Genomic DNA, 16,835 nt, shown 5'->3' on the forward strand with positions numbered 1-16,835 from the left:
CTATAATGTTACCTTAGTTTTGGATATGATTTTAATTTGCAGATAATACAATGAACAACGATATAGAACATCCAAAAGATCCTAACAAAGGCAAATCTGTTGCCGGGATCATTTTACTTGCTGTAGGCGGCATATTGCTGCTTCAGCAATTCAACCTCTTCTTTATACCTCACGCTATAGTGTTATGGCCGCTATGGCTTGTTTTCTGGGGACTTTATATTGGTTCAAAACATCAATATAAAAAAGCTTCATGGATCATGCTGGTGGGCATAGGTGTACTGCTGCTGCTTAGCAAAAACATTGATAACTCAGATCGTATCCTGTGGCCACTGGCCGTAATTGGCTTTGGTATGTGGCTGATATTAAGGCGCAACAAACACTTTGATCCTCAACAATGGAAAAACGAGTTCAAAGGTGATAAATGGGGCAGCTGGGACAAAAAAGAACCTTTCCAGTTTGAAAAAACTGAGCCTGTTGTTGACTATACAATAAAAGATGAGGGCGACCCGATCCCTCCCGTTGATCCTTATGCCCAGAAACAGCAACAATACAACTCCAAATATTCAGGCGACGATTATATAGATACCGTATCTATTTTTGGCGGGGTTAACAAAACCATCCTTTCCAAACAATTCCGCGGTGGCGATATCGTGAACATATTTGGCGGCGCCGAACTTGATTTTACCCAGGCTGATATTAACGGCCGTATCATCATTGATATTACCCAGATCTTCGGCGGAACTAAAATTATTGTGCCATCAAACTGGCAGGTAGTATCTGACCTGGCGGCGGTTTTTGCCAGTGTTGATGATAAACGCATCAGGAGCACCGCAAGTGTAGGCAGCGAGAAGGTGCTGGTACTTAAAGGCGTATCCATATTTGCGGGTGTTGATATCCGCAGTTATTAATTAATCAAGGCAGCTAATTACGAAAAGCATAAAAACATGAACTGGTACGTAGCAAAATTAGTTTTCAGGGTGATAAGCGGGGATGGCGACCATCAGGCGCAATTTGATGAGCAATTAAGATTGATCAGTGCAGATAACGAACTGGTGGCTTATGAAAAAGCTAACCGGATAGGTCACGCCAACCAGGATAGCTTCAAGAATATTGAAAAGCAAACCGTTAAATGGCAATTTATTGATGTGGCCGAACTTAACCAGCTTGGCGAACTTACCGACGGCACCGAATTGTATTATAACATACACGAAACACCCGATGCCGACCTGTACATTGCCTGGGCGCATCATAAGTCGGCCTTATTGGGCATCAGAAATTAAACCTTAAAACCACAGAAAGTAACCCGTTTTGGAAGTTCCATCAATACAAACATCAAAACTATACGCGGCATTTGTAATATGCGGCCTGGTTTGGGCTGCATTACAAACTTATATCATTCATAGTTTTGGTTTTTTATGGTTCACCGCCGCTACCGATGGCCTGTTGAGCGCCATACTGCTTTCATGCGCCTGCTGGCTTATCAACAATAACTTACGCTACTACCAGCCAGGTAAGGGCAGCTATATTAACCTGTTTATCTGGTGCGTGGCGCTTGCAGGCATCTGTACAGCTGGTTGCCGTTACCTTTTACCGCTCATTAACAGCGACCAGATCTACACCGGGTTCCTGGCCCAGTCGTTAACCATCCGCTTTTTTACCGACTTTTTAGCTATCGGATGGATGGCGATGATCAGTTTGTTATGGTTTTCACAGCTCGACCAGAAAGAAACCCTGAAACGCAAAACCGAAGCCGAGCAGCTGGCCCGCGAAGCCGAGCTATACAATCTGCGTCAGCAGCTACAGCCGCACTTTTTGTTTAACAGCCTAAACTCCATCAATGCCCTTATTGGTTTTAAGCCCGATGAGGCCCGCAGGATGATCCACCAGCTATCTGACTTCTTGCGCGGAACGCTTAAGAAGGACGATCAGCTGCAGGTTAGCTTAACAGAAGAACTGGCACATCTTAACTTATACCTCGATATAGAAAAAGTACGCTTTGGGCACCGTTTACAAACCGAAATAAGCTGCGACCCCAAATGCGGAACCGCCATACTGCCATCTATGCTATTACAGCCTTTGGTTGAAAATGCCATTAAATTTGGCCTGTACGATACCATTGGTGAAGTTACGGTGAGCATTCGCGGTGAAATTGAAGATGGCTACCTGAACTTAATGGTACAGAACCCGTACGATCCGCAAACATCCAAACCAAAAAAAGGTACGGGTTTTGGTTTGCGGGGAGTGCAACGTCGATTATATTTGCTGTATGCCCGCAATGATTTGATGGAAACCCACGCGAGCGATGATCTGTACACAACCATTATAAAAATACCGCAACTATGAAGCGAGCTTTAATTATTGATGACGAACCTTTAGCCCGCATGGTTGTAAGGGAATACCTGCTTGATTTTAAAGACATTGAACTGATACAGGAATGCAACGATGGCTTTGAAGGCCTCAAAGCCATTCAGCAGTACCAGCCCGACCTGGTTTTTTTAGATATCCAGATGCCTAAAATTACCGGCTTTGAAATGCTTGAACTGGTTGAGCAGCCCCCTGCCGTAATATTTGCCACCGCATTTGATGAATACGCCATTAAAGCTTTTGAAGCCCATGCGGTTGACTATTTGTTAAAACCATTCAGTAAAGAACGTTTTAATAAAGCTGTTGAAAAATTCCTGGCTTCGGCTACGCCAAAACCTGCTGTTAAACAAACGGAAGAATTACTGGAAACCGCCGCTACCCAGTCGCCCGCCCAACACGAACGCATTGTGGTAAAAACCGGCACCAAGGTAAAGATCATCCCTGTTGCCGATGTTGAGTACCTACAAGCCGATGATGATTACGTAAGCGTGATCACCAAAGAAGGCTCATACCTCAAAAACAAAACCATGAGCTTTTTTGAACAAACGCTTGATCCCAATCATTTCGTCCGTGTTCATCGTTCATACATCGTAGCCATACAACAGATCACCCGTATAGATCCATACGAAAAAGACGCTCACCTGGCTATCCTGAAATCAGGCGCCAAAATCCCGGTAAGTAAAACGGGGTATGTGAAGTTGAAACAGGTGTTGGGGATTTAACCGTAAGAGTTTAAAAACCAAGCTACACGATATTATTTCTCTACCCGTCATTGCGAGGCACGAAGCAATCCCCTAAATACAGAGGAACTTGCATAGCCGCCCTGTACAGTTCGCGATTGCTTCGTACCTCGCAATGACGTGGTTAATATTTTACGTGAAGTTGAAACAGGTGTTGGGGATATAGAATTTGTATAGACTTAAAAATCAGCATATATAATACAATATACACCCGTCATTGCGAGGAACGAAGCAATCCCTTAAATACAGAGGGGCTTGCATAGCTATTCTGTACAGTTCGCGATTGCTTCGTACCTTATAATGACGTGATCGTAAGTTGTTGATTGTTAAGTATTTTTTTGGCGGTTTTATAACATGGGCGTTCCCGTTAGCTAACGGGCCGGGCTTTCCGTTACAAGTCCTCGCTTTGCCCACACACAAACCCGATGCACGCTCCGGGCTTTACACTGCAATCCCTAACGCAGCCTGCGCACCATCCCCAAAATATATTTTAACGCCCCATCAGGGTCTCTCGTAGAGGACCCCGATGTACACGCCATGCACATTCGCTGTTCTGAATATCCTGATAGATGTTTAGAATGCTGTGAACCTCAGGGCCCACTATGGTTTAAGTTAACCCGCAAAATCTAAACATCCCGGAAAGCAAGTTTACGATTACGAGACTCCGCTGGAGTCCAATATATTTTTAAATGTCTTGTCCTGAAATGAGTTTACACAAAAATAAACTACATGGAAAAGATCATTATTGATGGAAAAGGACATTATTCACTTGAATTTAAGCATTCAGTTATCAAAGAGTATTTGGCTGGCAGTGTTAGTCAAAAGGCGTTGTTGAGGAAATATGATATCAAGATACATAGTGGCATAACGCGTTGGATGCAGAAGTTAGGTTATGCAGAAGTTTCGGAAAAAGACAGATATTTGTCATCAGTAAAACCACTATCCTTGCCCGCAAAGAAGCCCCATAAAGATCCGCCTACAGGTGCCTTGTCGCAAGAACAACAACGCATCAAAGAACTCGAACGTCAGCTTGAAGATGAGCAGCTTCGCAGTGAAATGTACAAGCGTATGATCGAGATTGCTGAACGTGATCTTAATATTCCTATCCGAAAAAAGTCGGATACCAAGTGATCCATGAGATGAAAGACATGTATACAAGGATCAGCCTTGTACGATTATGTCGGTTACTTGGTATTACCCGTCAGGCCTATTATCAGCACTTTTGGCAACAAGAAGCATCTGGAATAGAGGATACACTTATATTGCAGGAGGTTGTCAGCATTCGCCAAGACCACCGGGCAATGGGTGGCAGGAAGCTTTATGAAAAGCTGCACCCTTTTTTGCTTGATCATGGCATTAAAATGGGACGGGATGCACTGTTCGACCTGTTGTCAGCTAATGGACTGTTAGTAAAGAAACGCCGCAGGCGGCATGTGACGACCTGGTCGGGTCACCGGTTCAACAGATGGCCGAATATCATACGCAGCCTGGAGGTCGTCAGGCCTAACCAACTGTGGGTAAGCGATATCACCTACTGGAAAGTAAAAGAAGAACATTTGTACATCAGTTTGATAACGGACGCTTATTCGCACAAAGTAGTTGGCTATCATTTGGCTGATACCTTAGAAACGATCGAAACGATACAGGCCTTGAAAATGGCTTTAAAAGACCTGCCTGAACAATTGCCGGAGGCACTTATACATCACTCGGACCGGGGAGTGCAATATTGCACAGAAAGCTATGTAAAGCTATTACAGGACAGATACATCAAGATCAGTATGACCGAGAACGGTGACCCATTAGAGAATGCCGTTGCTGAACGAATGAACGGCATTCTTAAAGAAGAATATCTTAAGCATCACCGGCCTGAGAATAAGCAACAAGCAAAACAATTACTGGATAGAGCTATCGAGTTGTATAACAAACACCGGCCACACTTCAGTATCGGTCTGCTAACGCCCCAACATGTGCATGATAAAAGCTTGCTACCTCAAAAATTGTGGAAGAACTATTATCGCAAAAACACTAACATTGTAAACGTATCACAGGACATCACTACACTTGTAAATACATAACAGGACTATCTCATAAAATGTAAACTTTTTTTAGGACGAGACATTATATTATAAAACACTGCCGGTCCCATCGGGGCAACGTGTTTATAGCAATTAAAGGAATGTCTTTTCGGCTCCGGTAGGTGCCTCGTGTTGAAATTCAGGCCGAGAAATTTTATGGGTAAACCTAAATCTGCGAGAGACCCTGAGGAGACATAATGGATACTCGCAATGAAGATGACTTATATTTTTCGCTTAATCGCAATAATTTAATGCATATATCCACGTTAACTATAATCATAGTTAACAACCTGACCAATGCCTAAACCAATTACATTGCTACTATTAATTATATTGATAGCACTTCACAAAACCGAAATCCCCGATAGCAAACGTGCCAGCGATGTGCGCCTTAATGTATGGCCTAAACTTCAGAAAGAGCTTAAAGACAAAGGCTTTGCACCCTATGGCTCCGTATACCTACGTATTATCAAAGATATCAGCGTGCTTGAAGTATGGGTAAAATCTGCCAATAAATACCAGCTTTTTAAAACTTATGACGTATGTACCTACTCGGGTGGACTGGGTACTAAAACCCGCAATGGCGATGGAAAAAGTCCGGAAGGGTTATATACCATAGAGCCCAAACAACTTAACCCGGTAAGCAACTATTACCTGGCTATTAATGTAGGATATCCCAATGCCATTGAAAAAGCTAAAGGCTACACCGGCAGCGCCATTATGGTTCATGGGCACTGTGCTTCTATAGGTTGCTATGCCATGACCGATGCCCGGATCGAAGAAATTTATACCCTTGTTTACGAAGCGTTTGCAGCCGGCCAAAAGCAAGTCCGTGTTGATATTTTCCCTTTCCGGATGGATGATGCAAACTTAAAGCGTTATGCGGCTTACAAACAAGATACCTTTTGGCGTTCCCTTAAACCTGCTTACGAATTATTTGAAAAACGACAGGTGCCAGTTGATTATCATCTTAAGGGGAAGGAATACGCTTACTGACCGTTGATTTTTTGATTACGTTGATTACGCAGATGGAGCTAAATATTTGCTTGTGGCCGGGTTATCACCAGAAGTGTTCGGAAGATTTTTAATTCCCTCCCCTGGGAGGAGGGGTTTATACGTCATTTCAGGCGAATAAGTCTGTGAATGAACCCCCTCCCTACACCCTCTCAGGGCTACTGTGCGTACACATCTTTTAAATTCTATCAATAATTGAAAAAAATGTCATTTCGAACAAACCTGGTGAGAGAATTCGCGCGCAGGGGGTGAGGAGAAATCTTCTACGCCCTGCTTTTATAAGTATGATTGTAGAGCCTGATGTAGAAGATTTCTCTTTCGCCCCACTTCTTAGCCCGCCCCTGCTCAATCGAAATGACATTTTCTTTTATTTAAAAGATGTGTACACACTGTAGCCCCTGGGAGGGGTGCGGCTGAATTTTGTGGTGGCAGGGAGGGGTTTATACGTCATTTCAGGCGAATAAGTCTGTGAATGCCCCCCTCCCTACACCCTCTCAGGGCTACTGTGTGTACACATCTTTTAAATTCTATCAATAATTGAAAAAAATGTCATTTCGAACGAACCTGGTGGGAGAATTCGCACGCAGGGGGTGAGGAGAAATCTTCTACGCCCTGCTTTTATAAGTATGATTGTAGAGCCTGATGTAGAAGATTTCTCTTTCGCCCCACTTCTTAGCCCGCCCCTGCTCAATCGAAATGACATTTTTTTTTATTTAAAAGATGTGTACACACTGTAGCTCGAGAGGGGAAGGAATCGCACAATCCCTCGCTTTTTTTATTCTTCCGAACACTTCTGGCTATAATACATGCTTAATGTCAATCCAAACAAGTATTTGCGCTTTCCGGAGAGGAGATTTCGGCTATAGGGATAATATGGAGGTTTTATTTACAAAGTTTACATTTTTATTTACAATCCTGATTGCTCTGACGGAAAGGTATCAAAGTAATTTCGCTGAATCAACTTTGATATGATATGAAAGATAAAAGAAACGTTTTGTCCTGCCTGATCATTCTGCTGGCAGGAGTAATTTATTTCCCTGTACAGGCTCAGCAAAAACATGCTGAAAACGTAATCCCTTTCGCCGGACCTAACCGAATTAGCCGCAACCTCATTCAGGATAAAAAAGGAAACATTTGGATCGCTGCATTTGATGGTATTTTTCGATACGATGGAAAATCTTTTATCAATATCACAAGTAAAGTGAGTTCGGCCCGCTTTTTTTCTGTTTTAGAAGATAAGAAAGGCAACTTGTGGTTTGGCTCTATCGGTTCAGGTGTTTACCGTTACGATGGGAAATCCTTTCGTAATTTTACAATTAAGGACGGCCTTCTCAATAATGATGTTGTAAGTATTTATGAAGATAAAAAAGGTAACATCTGGTTCGGCGTTTCGGGTGGAACAAGCCGGTATGATGGAATATCATTTCGGAATTATATCATAAACGGATATGGGATGAACGAAGACCCAACGGGGAAAACATTTCCGGATAGGGCACCTTATGAAGTTAATTCAATTATTGAAGACAGAACGGGAAAGCTTTGGTTTGCCACAAGAGGCAACACCTTTGTGTATGACGGAAAAATATTTAAGATTTTCAGCCGTAATGGTAAACCTTTTACCAATGTTCGTTCTGTAATGGAAGATAAAAAGGGCAATATCTGGCTCGCAGGCAGTGATGGACTGTGGCGCTGCAATGGTAGCTCATTTACCAATTTTATCCGGAAATTTACAGGTTATATCTACGAGGATAAAAAAGGAAACATTTGGACAAGTTCAGAAAGCGCTGATAACCCCAACAAGGTACTTTCTGGTTTTAGCGCTAATACCGCAGCCTGGGCGCTTTCCCGTTACGATGAGAAATCCTTGTCTGATAAAAAGCCATCAGTAACCGAAATAACTAATAAGCCAATGGTTTTTGGGATTTTAGAAGATGATAAAAGAAATATTTGGTTTGGTGCTGTGGATGGAGTGTATCGGTACGATGGAAACACCATTAAAGACTTTAAAGGGATGTAGCTGATGATCCGTCCCACGCTGGTAGAAGAATACTTGAGGCTTTTAATTCGCATCGATTGGTTGAAAAACAACAGTGCCTCCAATCGAAGATTCAGCAGGCCATTGTTGTTATCACCGTATGCTTAATAACATATTCAACTATCATTCCATCAGCAACACCATCAAAGCCTCTACAACCCTCTCTTCTTCAAGCAATTGTTTCGCTTTCAGATGTAATTGCAACTCACGGGTTTGGCTGTCGCCGATGGTGGCATCAAGTACTTCTTTTATCTCCGGGGTTAGTGCAAAGGCTTCGATAGCATCATCGCCGGGTATGGCTTCCAGGTTGCCTAATTGCCCGAGGTTGTTACCTGTGAGGATCCTTGAGTTGCGGATAGCATAAGGTAGCGCATCAACGCCGATACCCATTTTAGTGTTTGGCTTGGCTACCTTAAACAGGTTTTCTTTGGTTACACGGCAATACCAGTCACCGCCGAGCCGGGCAACCAGATCCATTTTTGCCTGGTCAATTTTGCCATCGTTATCTAAAACAGCATCGTTAATATGCATCCGTTTAATTTCTGCTAACACAAGGTTACCGGCACCTGCCCCCTGTCCTAAGCTAATCACCTCGTTCACCACACACTCTAATTGCACATATGATTCGGCTACGCACGGAGGCTTTACTAATTGTGATGGCACTGGTGTTAATCCTGATTTAATAAATTCGTTAACACCCTGCGGATACTCTACACTTGACAGCGAGGTTTGTTGCACCATATCATAATTAACAATATTGATCACACATTCGGGCACTTCCCTTATATTTTCGAGCGTATGTTTGGTAGTATTATCCCTCACCCTGCGCGATGGCGAGAATATACATACCGGCGGATTAACGCTGAAAATGTTAAAATAACTGAATGGGCTCAGGTTTACATTCCCCGCAGCATCAACTGTAGAGGCCAGGCAAATCGGTCGCGGTGCTATCGCAAAGTTCAGGTAACTTTGTATCTGGATTGGCGAAAGATCGGATATATTGATGGTGGGCATTGCTTTTCTTCACAGCCGTCATTGCGAGGTACGAAGACAACCGACCAAAGCGAGCTCATTAATACCTATAAAATCAAATTATAAATATTAATAATCCCCGATTGGTAGAGAACCTCTGCAAGTCCCTCTGCATAGTTTGGGATTGCTTCGTACCTCGCAATGACGCGTTTTTATGTTTATCTTATGTGTATCGGTCTCTATTTCTTCAACTTCAATATCGAAAAATCACTATCGGCCTTTTTAATAATATTGCCAAGCATACCTAAGCCGGTGATCTCCATTTCAACCAAATCTCCCGGCTGTAGCCATTGCGGTTCATAGTCGGCATTATTAAGTACACCGGTGCCATTCAGTTCAAGAAAACAGCCCGTGCCAACAGTACCCGAGCCTATTACATCGCCCGGTAATACATCGCAACCGTAGGCGGCACGCTCAATGATCTCGGCGAAGGTCCAGTCCATGTCGGCCATATTACCTGCCGATACCTGTTTGCCGTTCACCACGCATTTCATCTCCAGGTTATAGGCGTTGCCGGTATGGCCGGGTTTTGCAGGCGCTTTGTATTGCTCCAGCTCATCAGGCGTCACCAGCCACGGACCAATCACTGTCGAAAAATCTTTACCTTTTGCCGGCCCAAGGTTCAGCAGCATTTCTTCCATTTGCAGGGTGCGGGCACTCATATCATTCATAATCATATAGCCGGCAATAAAGCTATCCGCTTCGGCGGCTGTGATGTTGCACCCCTTTTTATTAAGCACTACTGCCACTTCCAGTTCAAAATCGAGCTTTTGAAAATGATCGGGCATACATTCAATTTCGCCCGCGCCTTGTATGGCATTATGATTAGTGAAATAAAATATAGGGTACTGATCAAACTCCGGTATCATATCCAACTTACGGTTACGCCTGGCCGAAGCTACATGCTGACGGAACGCATAACCGTCACGGCATGATGTTGGGTGCGGTACCGGGGCCATCAGTTCAAAAAACAATTCCTCTTTAGCCTCTATCTTCCCCGACCGGATCTCTTCGTTAACCCGCGCGGCATGTTCCATCAATTCGGGCCCACCCCACAAAAACTCATTCATGTTATCAGGGATCAGCTTATCGCAGGAGTTTAAATTGTAGATGTGGCCATTAACAAAAACGCCAAGATGTTCGCGGTCTTCGGTTTTATAGGATACTAATTTCATAGAGTAGCTTAATTGGTATAACCAAAGCTAATGATTTTTTGTTAGGTGAATGGTTGATTAAGTTGATTAGGTGAGTGGTTTCTTATGCGGGTGTAAAAATAAAATATCTGCCGCCGCTCGGCTCCTGCCCATAGCCGTTAACTTAAGCAATTAATTGAACAAAGGGTTTTAAAAATCCCCTCTCAAGAGCAGGGCTGTTGCATTCTAATTTAATAGTTGTTTTAACCTGTTGATATCGTTGCAAACAAGCCTTTGCGCTTGTGCGAGGTTTGGGTAATCATTTATTCTAAATACATTAATAACTATGTTTCTGAACACAGAAGTATTTTCAGGCGCATTGGATGTTCTAATTCGTGAAGCGTCTTCGTTAAATGTCACGTCCTTTACCCAATGAAGACTGTTTTCTATACTCCAATGGCTTTTAATACCATGGCAGAATATTTGCGCATTACCGATTAAGCTACTGATGAAAAAGGCGTATTCTTCCCGGATACGTCCTTTTTCTTTTACCCAGCGATGCACTTTAATAAGTTGGCTTACCCCAGCCCATGTGTTACTGATTTCCTCTGTTCCCGGGTACACCCAAACTGTTCTACGTTCTATTCGCCCTTTGTTTTTCAACAACTCAACAAACTTACTACAAACCATTGCCTCGTCCGATGTAATGGTTTCGATCTTTTTGTAAAGGTTCTTTTGATTCTTCTTCACGCCTATTATATAATTGTTATCTGTATCAATAATAGCCTCTACCGTTTTTTTTGACAATGTAATGCGTCAAGTGTAAACGTTACCCCCTGTAATCCTAAACTGGAAATAAGCTGCTGAACTACAGAGATTTCACTTTGTTTTGAGTTGTCAACTAAACCATGGCCAACGACTTGATTACTCCTGCTACTATACAAGCTTACCAGGCTTACAAATCGTTGTTTGTCAAGAGAATAATCGCTCATCGTCCCTTTCATTGCCTTACCATCTATATGTAGCCATTCATTTTTAGACAAATCAATATGCTGACTGGCCCATTTATGGAAACTCTCATTTAAGCTGTTAAAGTCTAAATCTTGTATTACACGTCTTATAGTATAAAAGCTTGGAAGGCGGGCTTTATTAGGCTGAAAGAAGGCCAAAAGATCGACTTCATTCCGCTTTATAAAATCACCCATCGAACGATAGCCATGATAACCGCTCATTGTACTCATTAACACAAGCAACAGAATGAAAGTCTGGTCATGGCGCTGGCCTGCCTTTCGCCTTATATCCGGTAACTCTGATAAATACGCTAATATGCTCTTATCCATCCTAACTTTTTTGACCTCAAGTTAACTTATAATATTTAGAATGCAACAGCCCTGCTCTCAAGAGGGGGCGCGGAGGAGCGAGTGGTGGCAGGGGGGTGTCTCTGCTACAAGCTTATCAAAGCAGAAACACACCCCTCCACCCCTCTCAAGAGGGGAATCGCACAATTCCGCGCTTTTTCTTCCTTAAGTTAACGGCTATGGGCTCCTGCCGAGTGGCAATTATCGCCAGGCCTTTGGCCTGTATATACAACTTCCCGGCGGCCAGAGGCCGTGAAATAAATGCCACTCGGCTGGAGCCGAGCGGCGGCGTAGAGTAAAAAATAGTCAACCACTCACCTAATCAACTTAATCAACCACTCACCAAATTTGCATTCTAAACATAATCATCCTAACTTAGTATCATGCTACGCGTACAAATGCATTTCCTGTTTTCGCTCGGCCTCACTTCTATGAGTGATGCATCATCGTTCAGGGATGCTATGCTCGCGAAGATCGTGCTGGCGCAATACTAATTTCCCCCTCCTCTTTCCTCTATTATTTTTTAACCATTATTTATTTAATGGTCAGGGCTATGCGTTACGGACTTTTTAAGCCCGAACACAAATCAGCATTTTATACGTTTTATTGTTAACCAATTAAACCAATTCATGCCTCTATATCATAGTTTAGGATCAATTCCGCCTAAGCGGCATACGCAATTCCGTAAGCCCGATGGTAGTTTATATGCCGAAGAGCTGGTATCAACCGAAGGTTTTTCGAGCCTTTATTCGCTGGTGTACCACGCCTACCCGCCCACCATTGTAAAAACCCTTGGCGAGCCCTACAGCGTGGAACCTAAAATAGCGCGCGAAAAACACCTGAAGCATACCAGTCTGATAGGTTTCAACGTACAGCCGGAGGATGATTACCTGCAAAGCCGCAAACCAGTGCTGGTGAACAGCGATCTGCATATTTCGCTGGCAGCACCGCGCCAAAGTATGACTGATTATTTTTATAAGAACAGCCAGGCCGACGAGGTAGTTTTTATTCACGAAGGCACAGGTACTTTAAAAACAGGTTTCGGCAATATCAAATTTCAATATGGCGATTATTTGGTGATCCCCCGCGGTACCATTTATCAAATGGAGTTTGACAGCACGGCTAACAGGCTTTTTATTGTAGAAAGCTTTAGCCCTATCCGTCCGCCAAAGCGTTACCGCAACCAATATGGGCAATTGATGGAGCATTCGCCTTATTGTGAGCGTGATATCAAACTACCGGCCGATCTGAAAACTTATGATGAGCATGGCGATTTTAAGATCCTGATTAAAAAGCAAGGCCTCATTTATCCTTATATCTATGGCACTCATCCTTTTGATTTTATAGGCTGGGACGGTTTTCATTACCCCTGGGCGCTGTCCATCCATGATTTTGAACCGATAACCGGCCGCTTACATCAGCCTCCTCCGGTACATCAAACCTTCGAGGGCAACAACTTTGTGATCTGCTCATTTGTTCCCCGCAAGTTTGATTATCATCCGCTATCCATCCCCGCTCCTTACAACCACAGCAATGTGGACAGCGACGAGGTTTTATATTATGTCGATGGCGATTTCATGAGCCGCAAAAGCGTGGTGAAAGGGCAGATCACCCTACACCCCGGTGGCATCCCGCACGGTCCGCACCCGGGCTCGGTTGAAAAATCAATAGGCAAAGAATCAACAGACGAACTGGCGGTAATGATCGATCCTTTTCGCCCGCTGATGCTTACGGAGGATGCGATTAAGATTGAGGACGAGAATTATTATAAGAGCTGGAGCCTCACCTAAATCCTCTCCAGGGGAGAGGACTTTGAATAAATATTAAAACAATCCACCCTTATCCTATAACTCCCTCTCCTTTGGAGAGGGCCGGGGTGAGGCTAAATCACTAATTAAAAATGAACACACAAACTTTAGATAAAAAAGTCTCCCCTACCGGGGGAGATTTAGAGGGGGCTACCGATTTCCTGCCCCTTAATGGAACCGATTACGTTGAATTTTATGTTGGCAATGCCAAACAGGCGGCGCATTATTATAAAACTGCCTTCGGCTTTCAAAACCTGGCTTATGCCGGGCCCGAAACCGGAGTGCGCGACAGGGCATCATACGTATTACAACAGGGCAAGATCAGGATTGTGCTTACCACTCCCCTGCACTCTGATCACCCTATTGCTGAGCATGTTAAAAAACATGGCGACGGCGTAAAAGTATTGGCCCTTTGGGTTGATGATGCGTACGATGCTTTTGAACAAACCACTAAACGCGGCGCCGAAGCATACCAACAACCTCAAACCCTTACCGATGAAAATGGCGAAGTACGCACCAGCGGCATTAAGCTGTATGGCGAAACCGTGCATATGTTCATTGAACGTAAAAACTACAAGGGCCTGTTTTTACCGGGATATCAAAAGCTGGAAAATAACTACAATCCGGCAGATACCGGCCTGCTGTATGTTGACCATTGCGTGGGCAATGTAGGCTGGCATAAAATGAACGAATGGGTTAACTTTTATGAAGAGGTTTTAGGTTTCCGCAACATCCTCACCTTTGATGATAAAATGATCTCGACAGAGTATTCGGCTTTGATGAGCAAGGTGATGAGCAACGGGAACGGCTATGTGAAATTCCCGATCAATGAGCCTGCCGAGGGTAAAAAGAAGTCGCAGATTGAAGAATACCTTGAATTTTACGAGGACGAAGGTGTACAGCACATGGCCCTTGCTACCCATGATATTGTAGCTACAGTAACCGAGCTAAAAAACCGTGGGGTTGAATTTTTAACGGTTCCTTCAACCTATTATGACGACCTGATTGACCGCGTTGGCCATATTGATGAAGACCTTGAGCCGCTGAAACGCTTAGGCATCCTGGTAGACCGTGACGACGAAGGGTACCTGCTGCAGATCTTCACCAAACCGGTTGAAGACCGGCCTACGCTGTTCTTTGAGATCATCCAGCGTAAAGGCGCAAAATCATTTGGCGCTGGTAATTTTAAAGCCCTGTTTGAAGCCATTGAACGCGAGCAGGAAGCAAGGGGAAACCTTTAATTGATTTCGGATTTGAGAATTTCGATTTCGGATTTTAATATTGAATTTACGATTTGGAGCCGGGCGAATGCCCGGCTTTGTTGTTATTGATTAAATTAGTAATTTGACATTGTAAAATGAATACGATGAACATTAAGGAGGATTTTCATCATTTGATAGATACTATTGATGATGAGCAACTATTAAAAAGTTACTATCAGTTAATTCAGCAATTAAATGCTAATCAAACTGGCCATCTTTGGAATAACCTGAACGAAACTGAAAAACAAGAGCTACTAATAGCTTATGATGAAAGCTTTGATGATACAAACCTTTTAGCTCATGACCAGGTTAAGCAGATGCATAAAAAATGGCTAAAGCAATAATCTGGAATCGTTTGGCCAGCAATAAGTTCAATGCTATTATCGCATATTTAGAACAGGAATGGGGTGAAAACGTAACAAGGAACTTTGTTATAAATACCTACAAAATAATTGAACTTATAGCTAATTATCCCGAAATGGGTACTTTAGAAAACAAAGAAAAGCAAATAAGGGGCTTTGTTATAACCAAACACAATACCTTATTCTATAGGGTTGAAGAAGATAAAATCATCCTGTTAACATTTTTTGACACCAGGCAAAGCCCCGGGAAAACTAAAAATTAGTCAGTTAGTAAATTCAATTACCATAAGTTTTAAATCGATGAAAAAAGCTTTACTTATTATCGCATCCTTTGCTTTAAGCCTTGGCTGCTTAGCCCAAAATGCACCGGCCGCCAAACCCGTGTATGATGCAGCATTGGCCAAAAAGCTTGGCGCCGATGACTATAGTATGAAAAAGTATGTGCTGGCCTTTTTAAAAGAAGGGCCAACACAACTTAAAGATTCGGCTGCTAACATGCAGCTGCAAATGGCGCACCTTAAAAATATTGGCCGCCTTGCCGCCGAAGGTAAGCTGGTTGTTGCAGGCCCGTTTCTGGATAATCAGCCATTAAGGGGAATTTTTATTTTTAATGTTGAAACCATAGAGGAAGCTCAAAAACTTACTGAAACCGACCCAGCTATCAAGGCAGGGGCTTTAGTTATGGAACTGCACCCTTTTTATTGCAGCGCAGCGCTGATGCAGGTTGTGCCTATTCATAATACCCTTCAAAAGAAAAGCATGACCAATTAAATGGATGCCATACAATTTGTAATTGATGAGCTTAAAGAAAAAGCTGATGCCAATTATTTAAAAGGAATGGCCCGTTTTGGTATTGATAGCTCGAAGGCATTGGGCGTAAAACTACCCGAGATCCGTAAGCTGGCTAAAATCATCAAGAAAGATCATGAGCTGGCCTTAGCATTTTGGGATACCCAAATACACGAGGCCCGGATATTGGCCTCCATGATAGCAGATCCCAAACTGATTACCCCGGAACTAATGGACAGTTGGACGAGCGACTTTAATTCGTGGGACATTTGCGACCAGGTTTGCGGTAATCTTTTTGACCGTACCCCATTCGCCATTGATAAAGCTGTTGAATATAGCAGTCATGAGCAGGAGTTTGTAAAACGTGCCGGTTTTGTTTTAATGGCCGAATATGCAGTTCATAACAAAACTGCGCCCGACGAGGTATTTATAAACCTGTTGCCCATTATGGAGCGGGAAGCCTGGGATAACCGGAACTTTGTTAAAAAAGCTATTAACTGGGCTTTACGGCAAATAGGCAAACGAAATAATATATTAAAAGTTAAAGCTATTAACACTGCACGATATTTATATAACCAACCCGCCAAATCAGCCAAATGGATTGCAAAAAAAGCGCTTAATGAACTAATAAGAAAATAGAGATTTAATATTTTTCCATAAAGTTAAACACAGCTAAATTGCCTGTAAAATAGGACATTATAATAACCAATCATAGTTCATCCATGTTCACTAACTTAGTGTGCGCTATTTTTTACAATTAAATTACGTCAAAATATTTTATTGAGGATATCTTCATTTTTTAATATAAAAAATTGAAACCCGGGTATATTTGATGCATATTTTGTAAAATATTACTTCAATTA

Annotated in this window: 16 protein-coding genes and 1 pseudogene; 14 read left to right on the forward strand and 3 right to left on the reverse strand. The window is 42.9% G+C overall.

The window, feature by feature from the left end:
• Window positions 1-50 precede the first annotated feature (50 nt).
• From SNE26_RS16580 to SNE26_RS16615, 8 genes are all read left to right on the forward strand, one after another.
• On the forward strand, window positions 51-908 hold the full coding sequence (locus SNE26_RS16580) for a LiaF domain-containing protein (protein WP_321555048.1): 858 nt from the start codon (window positions 51-53) through the stop codon (window positions 906-908).
• Window positions 909-944: 36 nt separating this feature from the next.
• Complete coding sequence (locus SNE26_RS16585; RefSeq protein ID WP_110583047.1) at window positions 945-1,280, forward strand: DUF4288 domain-containing protein; 336 nt, start codon at window positions 945-947, stop codon at window positions 1,278-1,280.
• Between the two features lie 28 nt (window positions 1,281-1,308).
• A complete protein-coding gene (locus SNE26_RS16590; protein ID WP_321555049.1) occupies window positions 1,309-2,343 on the forward strand; it encodes a histidine kinase in 1,035 nt (344 codons plus the stop codon).
• Window positions 2,340-3,086: a LytTR family transcriptional regulator DNA-binding domain-containing protein gene (locus SNE26_RS16595; RefSeq protein WP_321555050.1), complete on the forward strand. Its 747-nt coding sequence runs from the start codon at window positions 2,340-2,342 to the stop codon at window positions 3,084-3,086. The genes SNE26_RS16590 and SNE26_RS16595 overlap by 4 nt, the downstream gene beginning before the upstream one ends.
• A 747-nt stretch (window positions 3,087-3,833) precedes the next feature.
• Entirely contained in the window at window positions 3,834-4,235 is a 402-nt protein-coding gene (locus tag SNE26_RS16600) for a hypothetical protein (protein WP_321555051.1), read from the forward strand.
• Between the two features lie 8 nt (window positions 4,236-4,243).
• Window positions 4,244-5,179 carry an IS3 family transposase gene (locus SNE26_RS16605; protein ID WP_321554647.1) on the forward strand — a complete coding sequence of 312 codons (936 nt, stop codon included), beginning with the start codon at window positions 4,244-4,246 and terminating at the stop codon, window positions 5,177-5,179.
• Between the two features lie 297 nt (window positions 5,180-5,476).
• A complete protein-coding gene (locus tag SNE26_RS16610; protein ID WP_321555052.1) occupies window positions 5,477-6,175 on the forward strand; it encodes a L,D-transpeptidase family protein in 699 nt (232 codons plus the stop codon).
• 991 nt (window positions 6,176-7,166) lie between these two features.
• Window positions 7,167-8,210: a two-component regulator propeller domain-containing protein gene (locus SNE26_RS16615; RefSeq protein ID WP_321555053.1), complete on the forward strand. Its 1,044-nt coding sequence runs from the start codon at window positions 7,167-7,169 to the stop codon at window positions 8,208-8,210.
• Between the two features lie 141 nt (window positions 8,211-8,351).
• On the opposite strand, the gene SNE26_RS16620 is transcribed toward SNE26_RS16615, so the two are convergent.
• The 3 genes and pseudogenes from SNE26_RS16620 to SNE26_RS29560 all read right to left on the reverse strand — a co-directional run bounded on the left by SNE26_RS16620 (window position 8,352) and on the right by SNE26_RS29560 (window position 11,733).
• Window positions 8,352-9,242 carry a flavin reductase family protein gene (locus SNE26_RS16620; RefSeq protein ID WP_321555054.1) on the reverse strand — a complete coding sequence of 297 codons (891 nt, stop codon included), beginning with the start codon at window positions 9,240-9,242 and terminating at the stop codon, window positions 8,352-8,354.
• 197 nt (window positions 9,243-9,439) lie between these two features.
• Window positions 9,440-10,435 carry a fumarylacetoacetate hydrolase family protein gene (locus SNE26_RS16625; protein WP_321555055.1) on the reverse strand — a complete coding sequence of 332 codons (996 nt, stop codon included), beginning with the start codon at window positions 10,433-10,435 and terminating at the stop codon, window positions 9,440-9,442.
• A gap of 204 nt (window positions 10,436-10,639) precedes the next feature.
• Window positions 10,640-11,733, reverse strand: a pseudogene (locus SNE26_RS29560) (ISAs1 family transposase).
• Window positions 11,734-12,380: 647 nt separating this feature from the next.
• Between SNE26_RS29560 and SNE26_RS16640 the strand changes: the two are divergent.
• From SNE26_RS16640 to SNE26_RS16665, 6 genes are all read left to right on the forward strand, one after another.
• Window positions 12,381-13,541, forward strand: coding sequence for a homogentisate 1,2-dioxygenase (locus SNE26_RS16640; RefSeq protein WP_321555056.1), 1,161 nt, complete (start codon window positions 12,381-12,383; stop codon window positions 13,539-13,541).
• Window positions 13,542-13,651: 110 nt separating this feature from the next.
• Entirely contained in the window at window positions 13,652-14,800 is a 1,149-nt protein-coding gene (gene hppD, locus SNE26_RS16645; RefSeq protein WP_321555057.1) for a 4-hydroxyphenylpyruvate dioxygenase, read from the forward strand.
• Window positions 14,801-14,916: 116 nt separating this feature from the next.
• Window positions 14,917-15,165, forward strand: coding sequence for a hypothetical protein (locus SNE26_RS16650; RefSeq protein ID WP_321555058.1), 249 nt, complete (start codon window positions 14,917-14,919; stop codon window positions 15,163-15,165).
• Window positions 15,150-15,446, forward strand: coding sequence for a type II toxin-antitoxin system RelE/ParE family toxin (locus SNE26_RS16655; RefSeq protein WP_321555059.1), 297 nt, complete (start codon window positions 15,150-15,152; stop codon window positions 15,444-15,446). The genes SNE26_RS16650 and SNE26_RS16655 overlap by 16 nt, the downstream gene beginning before the upstream one ends.
• Before the next feature lie 37 nt (window positions 15,447-15,483).
• Window positions 15,484-15,954: a YciI family protein gene (locus tag SNE26_RS16660; RefSeq protein WP_321555060.1), complete on the forward strand. Its 471-nt coding sequence runs from the start codon at window positions 15,484-15,486 to the stop codon at window positions 15,952-15,954.
• Window positions 15,955-16,611, forward strand: coding sequence for a DNA alkylation repair protein (locus SNE26_RS16665; protein WP_321555061.1), 657 nt, complete (start codon window positions 15,955-15,957; stop codon window positions 16,609-16,611).
• Window positions 16,612-16,835 lie beyond the last annotated feature (224 nt).

This window comes from Mucilaginibacter sp. cycad4 (assembly GCF_034263275.1).
Taxonomy (GTDB): Bacteria; Bacteroidota; Bacteroidia; order Sphingobacteriales; family Sphingobacteriaceae; genus Mucilaginibacter.